This window comes from Bacillus sp. B28 (assembly GCF_029536185.1).
Classification (GTDB): Bacteria; Bacillota; Bacilli; order Bacillales; family Bacillaceae; genus Bacillus; species Bacillus halotolerans.
On the sequence record NZ_CP120511.1, the window covers coordinates 1381754 to 1396503 of the forward strand.

Below are 14750 nucleotides of genomic sequence, written 5' to 3' on the forward strand. Positions count from 1 at the left end.
GTGTGATCATGCTTTTTTACGTTTATACTCATCAATCAGCCGTTCGTTTTCTTTGAAGATTCTTGCTGTGTGCGGACTGACTTGATAGCTTGCGACACTGGTGGTTGAACGTTTTTTCAGGATTTTAAACGGTTTCTTTGCCCGCGGATGGCATCCGTTTTGAAACGCGTTTTCCATTATCCTTCACCTTCCTCCTCAATTGGCAGCACCAAATCATATATGCTCGTTAATGATGTGAATAGCAAATAATCAAATTCCGTTACAATACTGTCAGACGTCAGTTTGATGACATAGCTCTGTGTCTCGATTGTAAAGGGAATGAGCACTACTTTTCCATACTGGTCGTAATAGACATCCTTTCGATCCAGCCTCGTTTGCACGTCAGCGGGATCCTCCATGTGCTCGGTTAACCGGTCTTTATCAGACTGTGTCGAATAGTGACAAAGGCTGGCCGTCAGATTCATTTTATCAGCATAGGTTTTCAGCAGTTTATCAATTCCTTCAGCATATGCTTCTATACTTCCATAATAAACATGAATCGGTTCGTTTTTCAATAGATATTGGTATGTTTTCAGCCGATCGAGATACATGTGGAGCATTTCGTTGTTTTCTTCGAGAATTTCTCTTGTGTCTGTTTCCAGTTCACTGCCGGCCAGTTTTTTCACATAAGCGCTCAAAAAGATAAAAGCGTCAATTAAAGCAAAGCTGACAGCGACAATGACATACCGTTCCCAGTTTGTGAACAGGGAAGAGGGATCATATGTCCAGTATATCATGGCGCCCAAAACAAACAGCAAATACCATGTTTTTCGGATGGCGGACATTTTTTCTTTGACCTTCGCTTCGAACCGCCATGTGGCGTATACGTATAAGCCTAAAGCGGCCATAGTGCACCAGACCATGATTTGAAAGAATAAAAGCATACATCAATCCCTCGCATCTGAAATAGGTTCTGATTATTGTATTCTAGAGATGCGGCTGGTTTTCCTGTTCCATCAAAAAAACCGCTTCTGTTAAGAAGCGGTTCCACATTAAAAAATCATATTTAAAATAAAGTAGGCGATAGCACCAAGTGTTCCTGAAATCGGAAGCGTGATAACCCATGTAATCAGCATGCGTTTTGCCGTGCCCCAGTTTACGCCTTTTACCCGGTGTGATGCACCGACGCCAAGGATTGATGAAGAAATGACGTGCGTTGTACTGACTGGCAAATGAATAAATGTGGCACCGAAAATAATGGCTGCTCCGGTTAAGTCAGCGGATACCCCGTTTACCGGACGGATTTTCATGATCTTTCCGCCGACGGTTTTGATGATTTTCCAGCCGCCTATTGATGTACCGAGACCCATGGCTGTCGCACAGGCGAATTGCACCCAGGTCGGAATGTCATTAGCAGAAGTATGTAAATTCGCCGTGATCAGCGCCATTGTGATAATTCCCATTGCTTTTTGCGCATCATTTGTTCCGTGTGTATAGGATTGCAGGGCAGCTGTTATAATCTGCACTCTGCGGAATTGTTTGTTCGTTTTCGCCAAATTGCTGTCTTTGAAAATCAGCTTGACGATGCTGTAAAGGATAAAACCAAGAACAAAGGCAATGATCGGTGATAAGATCAGCGCTTCAATGATTTTAATGAATCCCTTATAATTTAAAGCTCCAAATCCAGCTGCCGCAATTGCAGCACCGGCAATCGCCCCGATGATCGCATGGGATGAGCTGCTTGGAATGCCGTAATACCAAGTGAGCAGGTTCCAGATTATTGCTGCGACTAAAGCAGCTAAAATAACAACAGAGCCATTTTCCAAAGTATAAGGGTCAACAATATCTTTTGTAATGGTTTTGGCAACGCCTGTAAAGGTCATCGCTCCGATAAAGTTCATCACAGCCGCCATTATAATAGCATGGCGCGGTTTCAGCGCTTTTGTCGATACTGAGGTCGCAATTGCGTTCGCTGTATCATGAAACCCGTTGATGAAATCAAACGCCAAAGCAAAAATCACAATTAGTATCGTTAATATTAAGAGAATATCCATTATAACCCCTCGTTACGCGTTTTTCATAATGATGGTTTCAAGATTATTGGCAACACTTTGGCAAGAGTCAGCAATTTCCTCAAGCGTTTCGTAAATTTCACGATATTGAATCACTTTAATCGGATCTTTTTCTGTTCCGAAAAGATTTTTTAATGATTTTCTGTGCAGGTTGTCACAGCTGTGCTCATACTCTTTAATTTTAATTGCGTGAGGCTGGATATCTTTTAAGCGGTTTTCAGCCAGCAGCTCAATTGTAATCAAAATTTCTTTCGCGCATTCTCTGATGTATCCGCTGAATTTATCGATATGCTCGTCTGATGAAGTAATTGAGAAAATCTCCATCATGGCAGAAAAATGTTCGATTCCGTCCAGCACATCATCCAGGCTGTTTGTCAGCTGAAGAATATCTTCGCGCTCAATAGGAGTGATAAAAGCTTTGTTAAGCTCTTTGATCATGACATGAACATGATTGTCACCTTTTGTTTCAAATTCCTTTAACGTATCTGCAAACTCTTTAAGCGTCGTTTGGTTTGTGACTTTAAAGTTTACAAAATATTCTGCAGTTTCGTCTATATTTTTTGCAATTTCTGTTAAAAGGAGTGAAAACTTATCTTTTTTTCTTCTTATCATTAAAAAACCCTCCATTGTTTGAATGAGACAATGCACACATCAAATTATTATATAGCCTTTTGTCGAAAAAAAACAGGAAAAGTCGAAAAAAACGCGGCTTGACTTTTTCGATAAAACGTGTCTCCTTATTTTGGCCTACTTCACCTCAAAAAAACGAACCAAGTTTGCAAAATCTTTCTGGTTAACGTAAAAAGTATATCAAAAGTTGTGTTTTTTTTGTCAACATTTATCTTCTGATTCACCAAAAAACGGTTCCCTAAACAAGGGAACCGTTTTTTTAGCGGGCTTTTCGTTTTTGCATCCAATAATACACAGGGAGTCCGGCCAGACCGATGAGAATTGATAGTCCGCAGCTTAATGTGTCTGTAATGAGTGTGCTTCCCAATACAAAGAATGAACCTGCGATCGCCAATATCGGCATGAACGGGTAAAGCGGAACACTGTAAGCACGCGTTTTTCCCTTTGTTTGTTTACGAAGAATAAATACTGCAAAAAAGGCCATCACATAAAAGATATAGATCATAAAAATAGAGATTTCAGAGAGCTTATCAGGATTACTGATGAGCATCAGGATGATCGCCACAGCGATTTGGAAAGAAATCGCAATCCACGGTGTGCGGAATGTCGGGTGCACGCGAGACAATTTCTCAGCAAAAGGCAGCTGTTTTCGTTCTGCCATCGCAAAGGTCACACGCGGGAAAGAAAGAACCTTTCCGTTTAAACAACCGAAGATGCTGACAATAATTCCGATACTGACCAGCTTTCCGCCGATTGAACCGAACAGCATGCTGGCAGCAGTGCTTGTCGCATTTTCTCCAAGTGTCACAATTTCGTTTGCGGACAGGATATGCAGCAGCGCAAAATTAATGAAGATATAAATGGCTGTTACGATTAACAGTCCGCCAGTCATTGCGCGAGGCAGAAGCCTTTCAGGATTTTTCATTTCTCCGCCGAGAGCCGCAAGCAGGATCCATCCGTCATAAGCAAACAATGTGGCCAAAATGGCTGCTCCGAAATTCATATCAGAAATGCTTTCGTTTACTGCCGTAAAGATATGCTGATCGCCTTTCCAAAGGCCGAAAATAATGATACAAGCAATCGGAATCAGCTTTCCGACCGTAGTCAGCGTCTGAACAAAACCGCCGTATTTTGTACCGATAATATTAATGACACATAAAAAGATAACTGCGATAATACCGATTACCTTTGATAGGCCTGAACCCCAGCCGAAAAGATTCGCCATTAAAGATCCAAAATATAAACCGAGTGCCCCGATAATCGCCGGGCCGTAAATAATGATCTGCACCCAGCCGCATAAAAATCCCCAAAACTCGCCGTATACTTCTTCAAGGTACGTATAAAGTCCGCCTGTTTTCGGAATCTGCGTACCGATTTCAGCAATCGTCAGTCCGCCTGCCAGCGTTAATATACCGCCTAACAGCCACGCAAATAGCGCCGTTTTTGAGTCTCCTGAATAAGCGAGCACAGCACCGGGCTTCATAAAAACGCCGGAACCGATAATGGTTCCAATAACAAGAGTAAGGGCAAACAAGAGGCCTATCTCTTTTTTTAAACCGTTTTCTTCAGTATGCATGTCCTTAACCTCCTATGATGAAGCTTCGTGATGAAGAATCTATTTTTCATATTGTAAACCCTATTTTAGAAAAGTGAAATAAAATAAATTTTCTGATTTTCGATATTTGCTCTATTTACATTCGTAAAATCTATGAAATCGTCTATTTTCTATCTCTTGAAACGAATAAAATTGTTTGTAATCTTATATAAAGTTCGTGTTTTACGAAAGGTGTCCAAGCGGAGAATGAACATATTAAACGGCTGACAGCGGGACTTAGCAGGGTGCCGGATCTAGATGAAGCTGATATGTTGACTTTCGTATGTGAATAAAATACCTTGTAATTAGGAAAATAAATATACATCTTTAATATAATATCTCGAAATCGAGATAAATTAGCCTGGAGGGACAGCATATGAAAGTCAACGGCATTCACCACGTGTCCGCATTAACAGCTGACGCGCAAAAAAACTTAGATTTCTATAGTAAAGTATTAGGATTAAAACTCGTCAAAAAATCCGTAAACCAAGATGAACCGACGATGTACCATCTATTCTACGGAGATGAAGTGGCAAATCCGGGAACGGAACTGACGTTTTTTGAGATTCCCCGCATTGCGCCGTTTCATGCGGGAACAAACAGTATTTCTTCTATTGGATTACGTGTTCCAAGCACAGAAGCGCTGCATTACTGGAAAGAGCGTTTTGAAGAGCATCAGGTGGTGCATAGCGGTATCGCCCAAAGAGCCGGACGTGACATATTGGCATTCGAGGATCATGAAGGACAGCGACTTGTGCTGACTGCTGATGAGAAAGGCAAAGGTTATGGTCTGCCTGTTAAACAAAGCGGCATTCCGGAAGAATTTTCATTTCGCGGGTTAGGGCCTGTTGAATTGATAGTTCCGTACGCTGAACCAACATTACATGTATTAACCAATATTCTTGGGTTTACAGAGATCAGCCGAGAGCCGGTTGAAGGACAGGGGACAGCGGTCATTTTAGAATCTGGAGAAGGCGGTGCGGCCACAGAAATCCATTTAATTGAAAGAAATGATCTTCCGCGCGAACGTCAAGGAAAAGGAAGTGTCCATCATGTCGCATTTCGCGTGAGAGACGAAGAAGAGCTTGCCGGATGGCACCGCATCATCAGCCGGGAAGGCTTTAGCAACTCAGGCATCGTTGAGCGCTACTATTTCAAGGCGCTGTATTTCAGAGAACCGAACGGCATTCTGTTTGAGTTATCTACAGACGGTCCGGGCTTTATGGTTGATGAAGAAATTGATGAGCTTGGCCAAACCATCGCTCTTCCGCCATATCTTGAGCATAGAAGAGAGGAAATTGAAGCAAAGCTGAAGCCGATTCAATAACGATATATTGTGATTCTTTGCCTTCCGGCGTCACCGGAAGGCTTTTTTGTTCAAAAACGGCTTACATAAATAGCGTGGTTGATTAGGTAAAAAATATCAGAATTAGACCAGGATAAAGACCCAAAAACTTTTGCTTTTATGGACTGATCGTATGAATTGATTATGGCAAAAATATTGCCTTTGTTTATTAATAGTTTTTTCACATTTGCTTGTTACACTATTTCAAAGTTAGACGAAAAGGAGTGAAGACAAACGTGGAAAAGAAAAAACGCGAGCTGGACATCTTCCTGATTCTCATTTTGCTCGCATCTGCATTTTTAAATATCTATAACATCTGGAATGATGATACGGTGAATCCTTATTACACCGCTGCAGTCACAAGTATGATGCAAAGCTTTCATAATTTTTTCTATGCCTCATTCGACGCGGCGGGGTTTATAACGGTTGATAAACCGCCTATTACGTTCCAGATACAAACCATCAGCGCACTTATATTCGGTATGCACGGCTGGAGCGTCATCCTGCCTCAGGCACTTGCTGGTGTAGGTTCTGTCCTTTTAATGTATCTGTTAATAAAACCGACATTCGGTAAGACGGCAGCAAGAATTGCCTCTTTCATCATGGCATGTACACCGATTGCGGTGGCTGTGGCCCGGACAAACAATGTTGATGCATTACTGGTATTTTTCTTATTGCTGGCTACATGGCTTCTCTTTAAAGCCATCAGAAAAGGAAAGCTGATCTGGCTGTTAGCAGCATTTTTCGTCGTTGGTGCAGGTTTCAACACAAAAATGCTTCAAGCTTATATGATTTTGCCGGCTTTCTTATTGTTCTACCTGATTGCGGCAAATGCCACAATCAGGAAAAAAATCATTTCATTAGGAAGCGCATTAGTCATATTAGCGGCAGTTTCGTTATCATGGCCGCTCATTGTTGACAATATCCCTGTCAGCAAACGCCCTTATGTCGGAAGCAGCCAGACCAACTCTGTTTTGGAATTGGCTTTCGGATACAACGGAATTCAGCGGCTGACAGGACAAAATTCCGGCGGCGGTCAGGGCGGGTCAAGCGGAGACGCACCAAAAGAAATGCCTTCTGCGGAGAACAGTTCATCTGACGCTCAGGCACCGCCTAATCAGTCATCAAGCAGCAGCTCATCAAACGATGGCAAATCTGCAAATGGCAATATGACGGCACCGCCATCCAATGGGGAAATGCCAAGCGGCGGTCAAGGAGGCCCTCCGAGCGGCGGAGATGGCGGCCAAGGCGGACCCGGCGGAGACGGAGGGAAAGGCGGTACAGGAACCGGCTCAAAAATGCAATCAGGTACAGGAATGTTCGGAACGGGAACACCTGGCCCGCTTCGGCTCTTCCAACAAGAACTATCTGATCAAATCAGCTGGCTGCTGCCATTTGCGATATTTGGAATCGCAGGCTTACTGATCGCTGGCGCGAGAGAAAGAAGAAGATTATCAGTTGAGCAGAAGGAGACGGTGTTCTGGGTTGCATGGCTTGTGCCGATTGCCGGATTCTTCAGTGTAGCAGAATTTTTCCATCATTATTATCTCATTATGCTGGCGCCGCCGATTGCTGCACTTGTCGGAGCTGGATGGGTTGCGCTCGTTCAGTTATACCGAAACCATACAGGCTGGAAGTCTTGGCTTTTGCCGGCGGCGATGATTGCCACAACAGGATTTGAATTGTTTATTCTGAGAAACTACAACGATCAAATCGGTGTTGGATGGAGTATCGGCGTAGGGGTTATCGGTGCGTTATCTGCCATTGCTCTTTTGATTTTTAAACAGCGTGAAAAACCGCTCACATATTATATATCACTTGCAGGTCTTCTCGTATTGCTTGTGATGCCGATTTATTGGGCAAGCACACCTCTCCTGTACGGAGGAAACAGTTCTCTTCCTGAAACAGGGCCGCAGCTCGCTTCAAGCAGCGGAAAAGGCATGGGAATGAACGAGTCGAGTGTAAATGAAAAATTGATTGAGTATTTAGAAGAAAACAATTCCGGAGCGGAATATTTATTCGCCACAACTGATTCAAACACAGCGGCTCCGTATATTATCAAAACGAAAAAGGCCGTCATGACGATCGGCGGATTCAGCGGTTCTGACCCGGCCATCACGCTGACTCAATTTAAAAAGCTCGTAAAAGAAGGAAAAGTGAAATACTTCTTGGCTTCAGGAATGGGGAAAGGCGGAAACAATGAAATTGTCGAATGGGTTCAAGAAAACGGCAAGAAAGTTTCTTCTGATAAATGGCAGTCAAGCGCTGATCAGCAGACATCACCTGATCAGACTGATTCATCAGGTACGTCAAGCGAGAGCAACGCACCAGGCCAAACCGGCAAAATGGGCGGCGGGCCTGGCGGAATGAACCAGTCAGCTGCATTATACGAACTACATGCTGATGAATAGGAGGAAAAAAACATGAGCAGACATATTCAATATTCAATTGTGGTACCTGTGTATAATGAAGAGCTTGTCATTCATGAAACCTATCAGCGCTTAAAAGAGGTCATGGATCAAACGAAGGAAAACTATGAACTGCTATTTGTCAATGACGGCAGCAAAGATCGCAGTATTGAGATTTTAAGAGAACACAGTCTGATTGATCCGAGAGTGAAAATCATTGATTTTTCAAGGAACTTTGGGCACCAGATCGCGATTACTGCGGGTATGGATTATGCACAGGGGAATGCAATCGCCGTCATTGACGCCGATCTGCAGGACCCTCCTGAGTTAATTTTAGACATGATTGAAAAGTGGAAGGAAGGCTATGAGGTCGTATACGCCGTACGTACAAAACGAAAAGGGGAAACCTTTTTCAAAAAACAGACAGCGGCCATGTTTTACCGGCTTCTCAGCAGCATGACAGATATTGATATCCCGATTGATACCGGGGATTTCCGTCTCATGGACAGAAAAGTCTGTGATGAAATGAAAAAATTAAAGGAAAAAAACCCTTTTGTCCGAGGACTCGTCAGCTGGGTAGGCTTCAAACAAACGGCAGTTGAGTATGTACGTGATGAAAGGCTTGCCGGAGAAACGAAATACCCGCTTAAGAAAATGCTGAAGCTTTCAATGGACGGCATTACGACATTTTCACATAAACCGCTGAAGCTGGCAAGCTATGCCGGGGTCTTCATGTCAAGCGCAGGATTTCTGTATATGTTTATCGTACTGTATTTGAAGCTGTTCACCGACAGCACCATTACCGGCTGGTCATCGCTTATCGTCATCCAGCTCCTGTTCAGCGGCATCGTGCTTCTGATACTGGGCATGATTGGTGAATATATCGGCAGAATCTATGATGAAGCCAAAGACCGGCCGCTTTACATCGTACAGAAATCGTATGGGATTGAAAATAAAAGACTCTATAGAGACCAGCATATGTCCTAACCTGAACCTCCTGTCCATTACGGACAGGGGTTTTTTATGTAATGATCAAAGTAAAAGGTGCTGATATGGAAGGAAGAAGGAGAGGAGAAGGGATTGTGAACTTGCACTGCGGTCAGGCAAGCTGAAATAAAAACGGCAACGCCTAAAAGCTTTCGTCTTAGGCGTTGCTTGAATCAGCTGTTAGATTGAAGGGTTTTTAAGAAACGCATAATCACAGCCGTACCTGTTATGTTTAATAGAATACTGGTCCCCAGTGTAACTCCCCATGCCAATGTTGATGCAGGAAGGAGAAAGCTCAGCATCAGAAAAGCCAATCCTGCGCAAATTATGCTCAATCCCACGGTTTTCATGTTATTCCTCCTTTTTTAAACAATGCTTCAAGCATCTGATTAGAATGATGTTAGCCTGTATCGTATACGGGTGTCTTGGCAGAAAGTTTCATAGAGTATAAAGGTCTTTTGTCTAATAAAAAGCCTCAGGCAGCTTTTGCGGCCTGAGGCTTTTTTCTTAAGAAGGTGTTTCTTCTTTTTGATCGAGTTTGATTTTTTTCGTCAATTCTTTTCCGTTTCTGAGAATTTTCACCTCGACGGTGTCGCCGATATTTGCGTCTTTATATAGGATATTGCGCAATTCGCTGCCTGTATTGATTTTTTTTCCTTTTAAACCGATGATAATATCTTCAGCTTTCAGCCCGGCCTTTGCAGCAGGGGAGCCTGAAGCGACTTCACGGATGTATACGCCCTTATTCAGCTGGCTGCCGAATAAGCCGAGTGTGCCTTCCTGATAGTTTTGCGGCACTTGTTCCAAATCAAGCATGCTGACACCGATATACGGACGTTCAATTTGCCCTTTAGAAAGCAATTCTTCAGCTATCGGTTTTACATCATTGCTTGGAATGGCAAATCCGATGCCCTCAACATCATCTTCACTGATTTTCATACTGTTAATGCCGACAATTTTGCCGTCTGTATTTAACAATGGACCGCCGCTGTTACCCGGGTTAATCGCGGCATCAGTTTGAATCACGTTAATGCTTGTTTGACCGGCTGAAGTTGACATTGAAACTGTTCTATCCACGCCGCTTACAATTCCTTGTGTTACTGTGCGAGACAGGTCTTTTCCGAGCGGATCTCCAATCGCAATGACGGTTTCGCCTGTTCTGAGATCTGATGAATCACCGAAGTTTGCTACCTTTGTTACGTGGTCATCACTGATTTGAAGAACGGCTAAATCTGTTAAAGAGTCACTGCCTACGAGCTTAGCTGTCACATCAGTGCCGTCGTATAAAGACACCTTAAGTGAAGTTGCGCCTTCTACAACGTGGTTATTCGTAATGATATAAGCCTTGCCGTTCTCTTTTTTGAAAATGACACCCGATCCTGAGCCGCTTTCTGTATCTTCGCTTGAATCAGAGCTGGAACCGGAAGAGCCAGAGCCAAACAAAGAGCTGTTTGACTGTGCCTGAAGGTTTGTGATGCCGACAATCGCCGGTGAAAGATCTTCCACCATATCTGAGATTTTAGAAGAATCCTCACTCTTAAATGCAGATGAGCTTGTCGAGCTTTTGCTTGATTCAGAGGATGTGCTTTTAGCTGTAACAGATTGAGTTTGCTGCTGGCTGGACGTCTGTTTCGCTGCGTCCTGAGAATCGTGGTCGCCAAGCGGTGTGAACGTATAAATGCCAAGGGCGAGACTTCCGCCGATGACTCCGCCGAGCAGCGGCCTGAACCATCCGAATCCGCGTTTTTTCTTCTCTTGATCATGAATCACATTGCGGGCTGAGTAAGACGGGTTTTGATCATTCTCTTTCATTAAAAAAACCTCATTCTCTTGTCCTTCTGTTCTATTTTCGTCACGATAGTTATCCATCATGTTCACTCCGTTTCTCTCTATTTTCAACAAATTACATTTTATTTATGGCAGTTTTATGACTTGAGTTTATCATAAACAAAAACTGTGGGATAAAAATGAAAACATTATGGGAAATTGTGAAAAAGTGCGAAAAACGGTACACTTTATAAGGAATATTGTACATGAAAGGGCTGAAACGATGGAGTCAATCGGATTGATCGGATATGGCAGCATGGCGGATATGATCGCCAGGCAGCTGTTGAAGCATAAACAAATAGAGGAAAATGAGCTGTTTGTTGAGACAAGAACTAAGGGGGAGCGGCTTCAGGCTTTGCTCGCTGATTATCCAAACGTTTCGGCAAAACCGCTTGAGATATGGGCGGAAAAGTGCGCCTTGATCTTTATATGTGTCCCGCCGCTCCATGTCATTGAAACAGTGCGCCGGCTTCACCCGTATGTGAACCGGAATTCTCATATTGTATCCATTGCGGCTGGTGTGCCTCTGCGGCTTTTAGAGGCTGAAACGGCAGCTGGAATATCACGGTTGATTCCGGCCATTACATCTGAAGCGGAAGCCGGCATCTCACTGGTTGTTCACAGCGAAGCACTCGCGGCACAGAAGAAAGAACGTTTGGATGCACTGTTATCGGCTTTCAGCAGTGTGCGAGAAATAAAAGAATCTAATTTAGATGCCGCCAGTAATCTGACGAGCTCTGCCCCGGGCTTCATCGCCGCAGTGTTTGAAGAATTAGCGCTGTCGGCTGTGAGAAACAGCGGCCTGACAAAAGAAGAAGCCTTTGATTTCCTGATACACTCACTGTATGGGACAGGCAAGCTGCTGATCGAAAAGAAGATGTCCTTTGAGGAGACGCTGAACCGTGTTGCAACGAAAGGCGGAATTACAGGAGAGGGAGCGGCGGTGATACGTGCCTCCGTGCCGCATGTTTTTGATCAAGTATTTGAAAAAACACTCGAAAAATATGAGCAGCTGACAGAACAGGCAGCAAAAGAAACATGAATCCTTGAAAGAGGATTCTTTTTTATCTCTGAACGTTAGTGATTTTTCCCAGATATATTGCAATTTTCCTCTTTTTTTAATATAATCTGTTAGAATATTCATAATTTAGTAAAAAAGGAGGAGCGTTATGAAACTGTACATGTCAGTAGATATGGAGGGTATTTCAGGTCTTCCGGATGATACCTTTGTTGATTCCGGCAAGCGTAATTATGAACGCGGACGGCTGATCATGACCGAAGAAGCAAACTACTGTATTACCGAAGCGTTTAACAGCGGGTGTACGGAGGTGCTGGTGAATGACAGCCATTCGAAAATGAATAATCTGATGGTTGAAAAGCTTCATCCGGAGGCGGATTTGATCTCCGGCGATGTTAAACCATTTTCAATGGTGCAGGGGCTGGATGATACTTTCACGGGCGCGTTGTTTCTCGGTTATCACGCGAGAGCCTCAACTCCCGGTGTCATGTCCCATAGTATGATTTTCGGTGTCCGTCATTTTTACATAAATGATCAGCCTGTCGGTGAGCTTGGATTAAATGCTTACATTGCCGGTTATTACGATGTTCCGGTATTAATGGTAGCCGGTGATGACCGGGCGGCCAAAGAAGCTGAAGAGCTCATCCCAAATGTCACGACAGCTGCTGTTAAACAAACGATTTCAAGGTCTGCAGTCAAATGTCTGTCGCCTGCGAAAGCCGGCCGGCTGCTGACAGAAAAAACCGCATATGCCTTGCAGAACAAAGATAAAGTTAAACCGCTTACACCGCCTGACAGGCCTGTATTAAGCATTGAATTTGCCAATTACGGCCAAGCTGAATGGGCTCATCTAATGCCGGGTACAGAAATTAAACCGGGAACCACAACCGTTCAATTTCAGGCGAAGGATATGCTTGAAGCCTATCAGGCTATGCTTGTCATGACTGAACTGGCAATGCGAACATCATTCTGCTAAAGGGGTGTTAAGGCTTTGGCAAGATATATAATGAAGCGTTTTTGGGCAATGGCAGCTACGATTTTGGTCATTACCACCCTGACTTTCGTTCTGATGAAGGTCATTCCCGGATCTCCTTTTAATGAGGAGAGGGGCACAAATGAAGCGGTTCAAAGAAATCTCGAAGCCTACTATCACTTAGACGATCCTCTCATTATCCAATACATCATCTATCTAAAATCCATCATTACATTCGATTTTGGCCCTTCTATAAAAAAACCGTCAGACAGCGTAAATGATATGCTGGAACGCGGATTTCCCGTTTCCTTCGAACTTGGGATGGCAGCGATTGTCATTGCTGTGATCTCAGGGCTGATACTTGGCGTAACTGCCGCGCTGCGCCGCAATGGCTTTTTGGACTACGCTGCGATGAGCCTCGCGGTACTCGGCATTTCCATCCCGAATTTCATTATGGCGACGTTGCTTATTCAGCAGTTTGCCGTAAATTTTAAACTATTTCCCGCCGCTACGTGGACGAGCCCGATCCATATGGTGCTTCCGACCGCAGCGCTTGCAGTTGGACCGATGGCGATTATCGCCAGGCTGACAAGATCAAGCATGGTCGAAGTCCTGACACAGGATTATATCCGCACAGCGAAAGCAAAAGGGCTGTCTCCGCTCAAAATTATCGTAAAACACGCACTCAGAAACGCGCTCATGCCCGTCATTACCGTACTGGGAACTCTCGTTGCCAGCATTTTAACAGGAAGTTTTGTGATTGAAAAAATCTTTGCCATTCCCGGAATGGGAAAATATTTTGTCGAAAGCATTAATCAGCGGGACTATCCCGTGATTATGGGAACGACCGTTTTTTACAGCGTCATTTTGATCGTAATGCTGTTTTTGGTCGACTTGGCCTACGGTCTGCTGGACCCGCGCATTAAACTGCATAAGAAAGGGTGAAGCGTATGAATCTCCCTGTACAAACAGATGAACGCCAGCCGCAGCAGCACGCTCAGGTGCCGGACGAATGGTTTGTTCCGAATCAGGAAAAGACCCAAGAGACCGATTCAGTCAAACGGCCGAGTTTGTCCTATGCGCAGGATGCCTGGAGGAGGCTGAAGAAAAATAAACTAGCGATGGCCGGGCTTTTTATTCTTTTATTTCTATTTGTGATGGCAGCAATCGGTCCTTTTTTATCTCCTCATAGTGTCGAGCGCCAATCGCTGACAGAACAAAATCTTCCGCCTTCTGCCGATCATTGGTTCGGTACCGATGAGCTTGGCCGGGACGTGTTTACACGAACATGGTACGGAGCGAGGATTTCGTTATTTGTCGGAGTGATGGCCGCACTGATTGATTTTTTAATCGGTGTCATTTACGGAGGCATCGCCGGCTATAAAGGCGGCAGAACAGACAGTGTCATGATGCGGATTATTGAAGTGCTGTACGGGCTGCCGTATCTCCTTGTTGTCATTTTGCTGATGGTCTTGATGGGTCCGGGGCTCGGCACCATTATCGTAGCGCTGACTGTTACGGGATGGGTCGGCATGGCGAGAATTGTAAGAGGCCAAGTGCTGCAAATAAAAAATTACGAGTATGTGCTCGCCTCGAAAACCTTTGGTGCGAAAACCTTTCGCATCATCCGCAAAAATTTGCTGCCGAATACAATGGGCGCGATCATCGTACAAATGACTTTAACTGTACCTACCGCCATATTCGCAGAATCATTTTTGAGCTTTCTCGGTCTCGGCATTCAAGCGCCGTTTGCCAGCTGGGGTGTGATGGCGAATGACGGCCTGCCGACCATTTTGTCCGGGCATTGGTGGCGCCTGTTCTTTCCTGCCTTTTTCATCTCGTTAACGATGTACGCGTTTAATGTGCTGGGGGACGGATTGCAGGATGCACTGGACCCTAAGCTAAGGAGGTAGCTGT

14 protein-coding genes are annotated in these 14750 nt (G+C 44.3%); 7 read left to right on the forward strand and 7 right to left on the reverse strand.

Annotation, left to right across the window (positions count from 1 at the left end):
* Positions 1-6: 6 nt before the first annotated feature.
* From P3L57_RS06945 to steT, 5 genes are all read right to left on the reverse strand, one after another.
* Positions 7-177 carry a type II toxin-antitoxin system SpoIISB family antitoxin gene (locus P3L57_RS06945; protein WP_024121090.1) on the reverse strand — a complete coding sequence of 57 codons (171 nt, stop codon included), beginning with the start codon at positions 175-177 and terminating at the stop codon, positions 7-9.
* Positions 177-923, reverse strand: a complete 747-nt coding sequence (gene spoIISA / locus P3L57_RS06950; protein WP_024121091.1) for a toxin-antitoxin-antitoxin system toxin SpoIISA — start codon at positions 921-923, stop codon at positions 177-179. The genes P3L57_RS06945 and spoIISA overlap by 1 nt, the downstream gene beginning before the upstream one ends.
* A 108-nt stretch (positions 924-1031) precedes the next feature.
* Positions 1032-2033, reverse strand: a complete 1002-nt coding sequence (locus P3L57_RS06955) for an inorganic phosphate transporter (RefSeq protein ID WP_044156221.1) — start codon at positions 2031-2033, stop codon at positions 1032-1034.
* A gap of 12 nt (positions 2034-2045) precedes the next feature.
* Positions 2046-2663, reverse strand: a complete 618-nt coding sequence (locus P3L57_RS06960; protein WP_044156219.1) for a DUF47 domain-containing protein — start codon at positions 2661-2663, stop codon at positions 2046-2048.
* A gap of 277 nt (positions 2664-2940) precedes the next feature.
* Positions 2941-4257, reverse strand: a complete 1317-nt coding sequence (gene steT / locus P3L57_RS06965; RefSeq protein WP_059336100.1) for a serine/threonine exchanger — start codon at positions 4255-4257, stop codon at positions 2941-2943.
* Positions 4258-4651: 394 nt separating this feature from the next.
* Here steT and P3L57_RS06970 point away from each other — a divergent pair, with 394 nt between their 5' ends.
* The 3 genes from P3L57_RS06970 (at position 4652) to P3L57_RS06985 (ending at position 9015) form a co-directional block, all read left to right on the forward strand.
* Positions 4652-5602: a ring-cleaving dioxygenase gene (locus P3L57_RS06970; RefSeq protein WP_069486430.1), complete on the forward strand. Its 951-nt coding sequence runs from the start codon at positions 4652-4654 to the stop codon at positions 5600-5602.
* A gap of 254 nt (positions 5603-5856) precedes the next feature.
* A complete protein-coding gene (locus tag P3L57_RS06980) occupies positions 5857-8031 on the forward strand; it encodes a glycosyltransferase family 39 protein (RefSeq protein WP_277617515.1) in 2175 nt (724 codons plus the stop codon).
* 12 nt (positions 8032-8043) lie between these two features.
* On the forward strand, positions 8044-9015 hold the full coding sequence (locus P3L57_RS06985) for a glycosyltransferase family 2 protein (protein WP_044156214.1): 972 nt from the start codon (positions 8044-8046) through the stop codon (positions 9013-9015).
* A gap of 173 nt (positions 9016-9188) precedes the next feature.
* On the opposite strand, the gene P3L57_RS06990 is transcribed toward P3L57_RS06985, so the two are convergent.
* Positions 9189-9365: a hypothetical protein gene (locus P3L57_RS06990; protein ID WP_069486432.1), complete on the reverse strand. Its 177-nt coding sequence runs from the start codon at positions 9363-9365 to the stop codon at positions 9189-9191.
* Positions 9366-9522: 157 nt separating this feature from the next.
* On the reverse strand, positions 9523-10884 hold the full coding sequence (gene htrA / locus P3L57_RS06995) for a serine protease HtrA (RefSeq protein WP_059352793.1): 1362 nt from the start codon (positions 10882-10884) through the stop codon (positions 9523-9525).
* 181 nt (positions 10885-11065) lie between these two features.
* Here htrA and proG point away from each other — a divergent pair, with 181 nt between their 5' ends.
* The 4 genes from proG to dppC all read left to right on the forward strand — a co-directional run bounded on the left by proG (position 11066) and on the right by dppC (position 14746).
* Entirely contained in the window at positions 11066-11884 is an 819-nt protein-coding gene (proG, locus tag P3L57_RS07000; protein WP_069486433.1) for a pyrroline-5-carboxylate reductase ProG, read from the forward strand.
* A 127-nt stretch (positions 11885-12011) separates the two neighbouring features.
* A complete protein-coding gene (gene dppA / locus P3L57_RS07005) occupies positions 12012-12836 on the forward strand; it encodes a D-aminopeptidase DppA (RefSeq protein WP_069486434.1) in 825 nt (274 codons plus the stop codon).
* A 15-nt stretch (positions 12837-12851) separates the two neighbouring features.
* Positions 12852-13778, forward strand: coding sequence for a dipeptide ABC transporter permease DppB (gene dppB, locus P3L57_RS07010; RefSeq protein ID WP_044156207.1), 927 nt, complete (start codon positions 12852-12854; stop codon positions 13776-13778).
* Between the two features lie 5 nt (positions 13779-13783).
* Positions 13784-14746, forward strand: coding sequence for a dipeptide ABC transporter permease DppC (gene dppC, locus P3L57_RS07015; RefSeq protein ID WP_059352794.1), 963 nt, complete (start codon positions 13784-13786; stop codon positions 14744-14746).
* Positions 14747-14750 lie beyond the last annotated feature (4 nt).

Bases quoted from the DNA above. Each gene is read 5' to 3' on its own strand.
- P3L57_RS06945 (WP_024121090.1), bottom strand. From the start codon at position 177: ATGGAAAACGCGTTTCAAAACGGATGCCATCCGCGGGCAAAGAAACCG.
- spoIISA (WP_024121091.1), bottom strand. From the start codon at position 923: ATGCTTTTATTCTTTCAAATCATGGTCTGGTGCACTATGGCCGCTTTA.
- P3L57_RS06955 (WP_044156221.1), bottom strand. From the start codon at position 2,033: ATGGATATTCTCTTAATATTAACGATACTAATTGTGATTTTTGCTTTG.
- P3L57_RS06960 (WP_044156219.1), bottom strand. From the start codon at position 2,663: ATGATAAGAAGAAAAAAAGATAAGTTTTCACTCCTTTTAACAGAAATT.
- steT (WP_059336100.1), bottom strand. From the start codon at position 4,257: ATGCATACTGAAGAAAACGGTTTAAAAAAAGAGATAGGCCTCTTGTTT.
- P3L57_RS06970 (WP_069486430.1), top strand. From the start codon at position 4,652: ATGAAAGTCAACGGCATTCACCACGTGTCCGCATTAACAGCTGACGCG.
- P3L57_RS06985 (WP_044156214.1), top strand. From the start codon at position 8,044: ATGAGCAGACATATTCAATATTCAATTGTGGTACCTGTGTATAATGAA.
- P3L57_RS06990 (WP_069486432.1), bottom strand. From the start codon at position 9,365: ATGAAAACCGTGGGATTGAGCATAATTTGCGCAGGATTGGCTTTTCTG.
- htrA (WP_059352793.1), bottom strand. From the start codon at position 10,884: ATGGATAACTATCGTGACGAAAATAGAACAGAAGGACAAGAGAATGAG.
- proG (WP_069486433.1), top strand. From the start codon at position 11,066: ATGGAGTCAATCGGATTGATCGGATATGGCAGCATGGCGGATATGATC.
- dppA (WP_069486434.1), top strand. From the start codon at position 12,012: ATGAAACTGTACATGTCAGTAGATATGGAGGGTATTTCAGGTCTTCCG.
- dppC (WP_059352794.1), top strand. From the start codon at position 13,784: ATGAATCTCCCTGTACAAACAGATGAACGCCAGCCGCAGCAGCACGCT.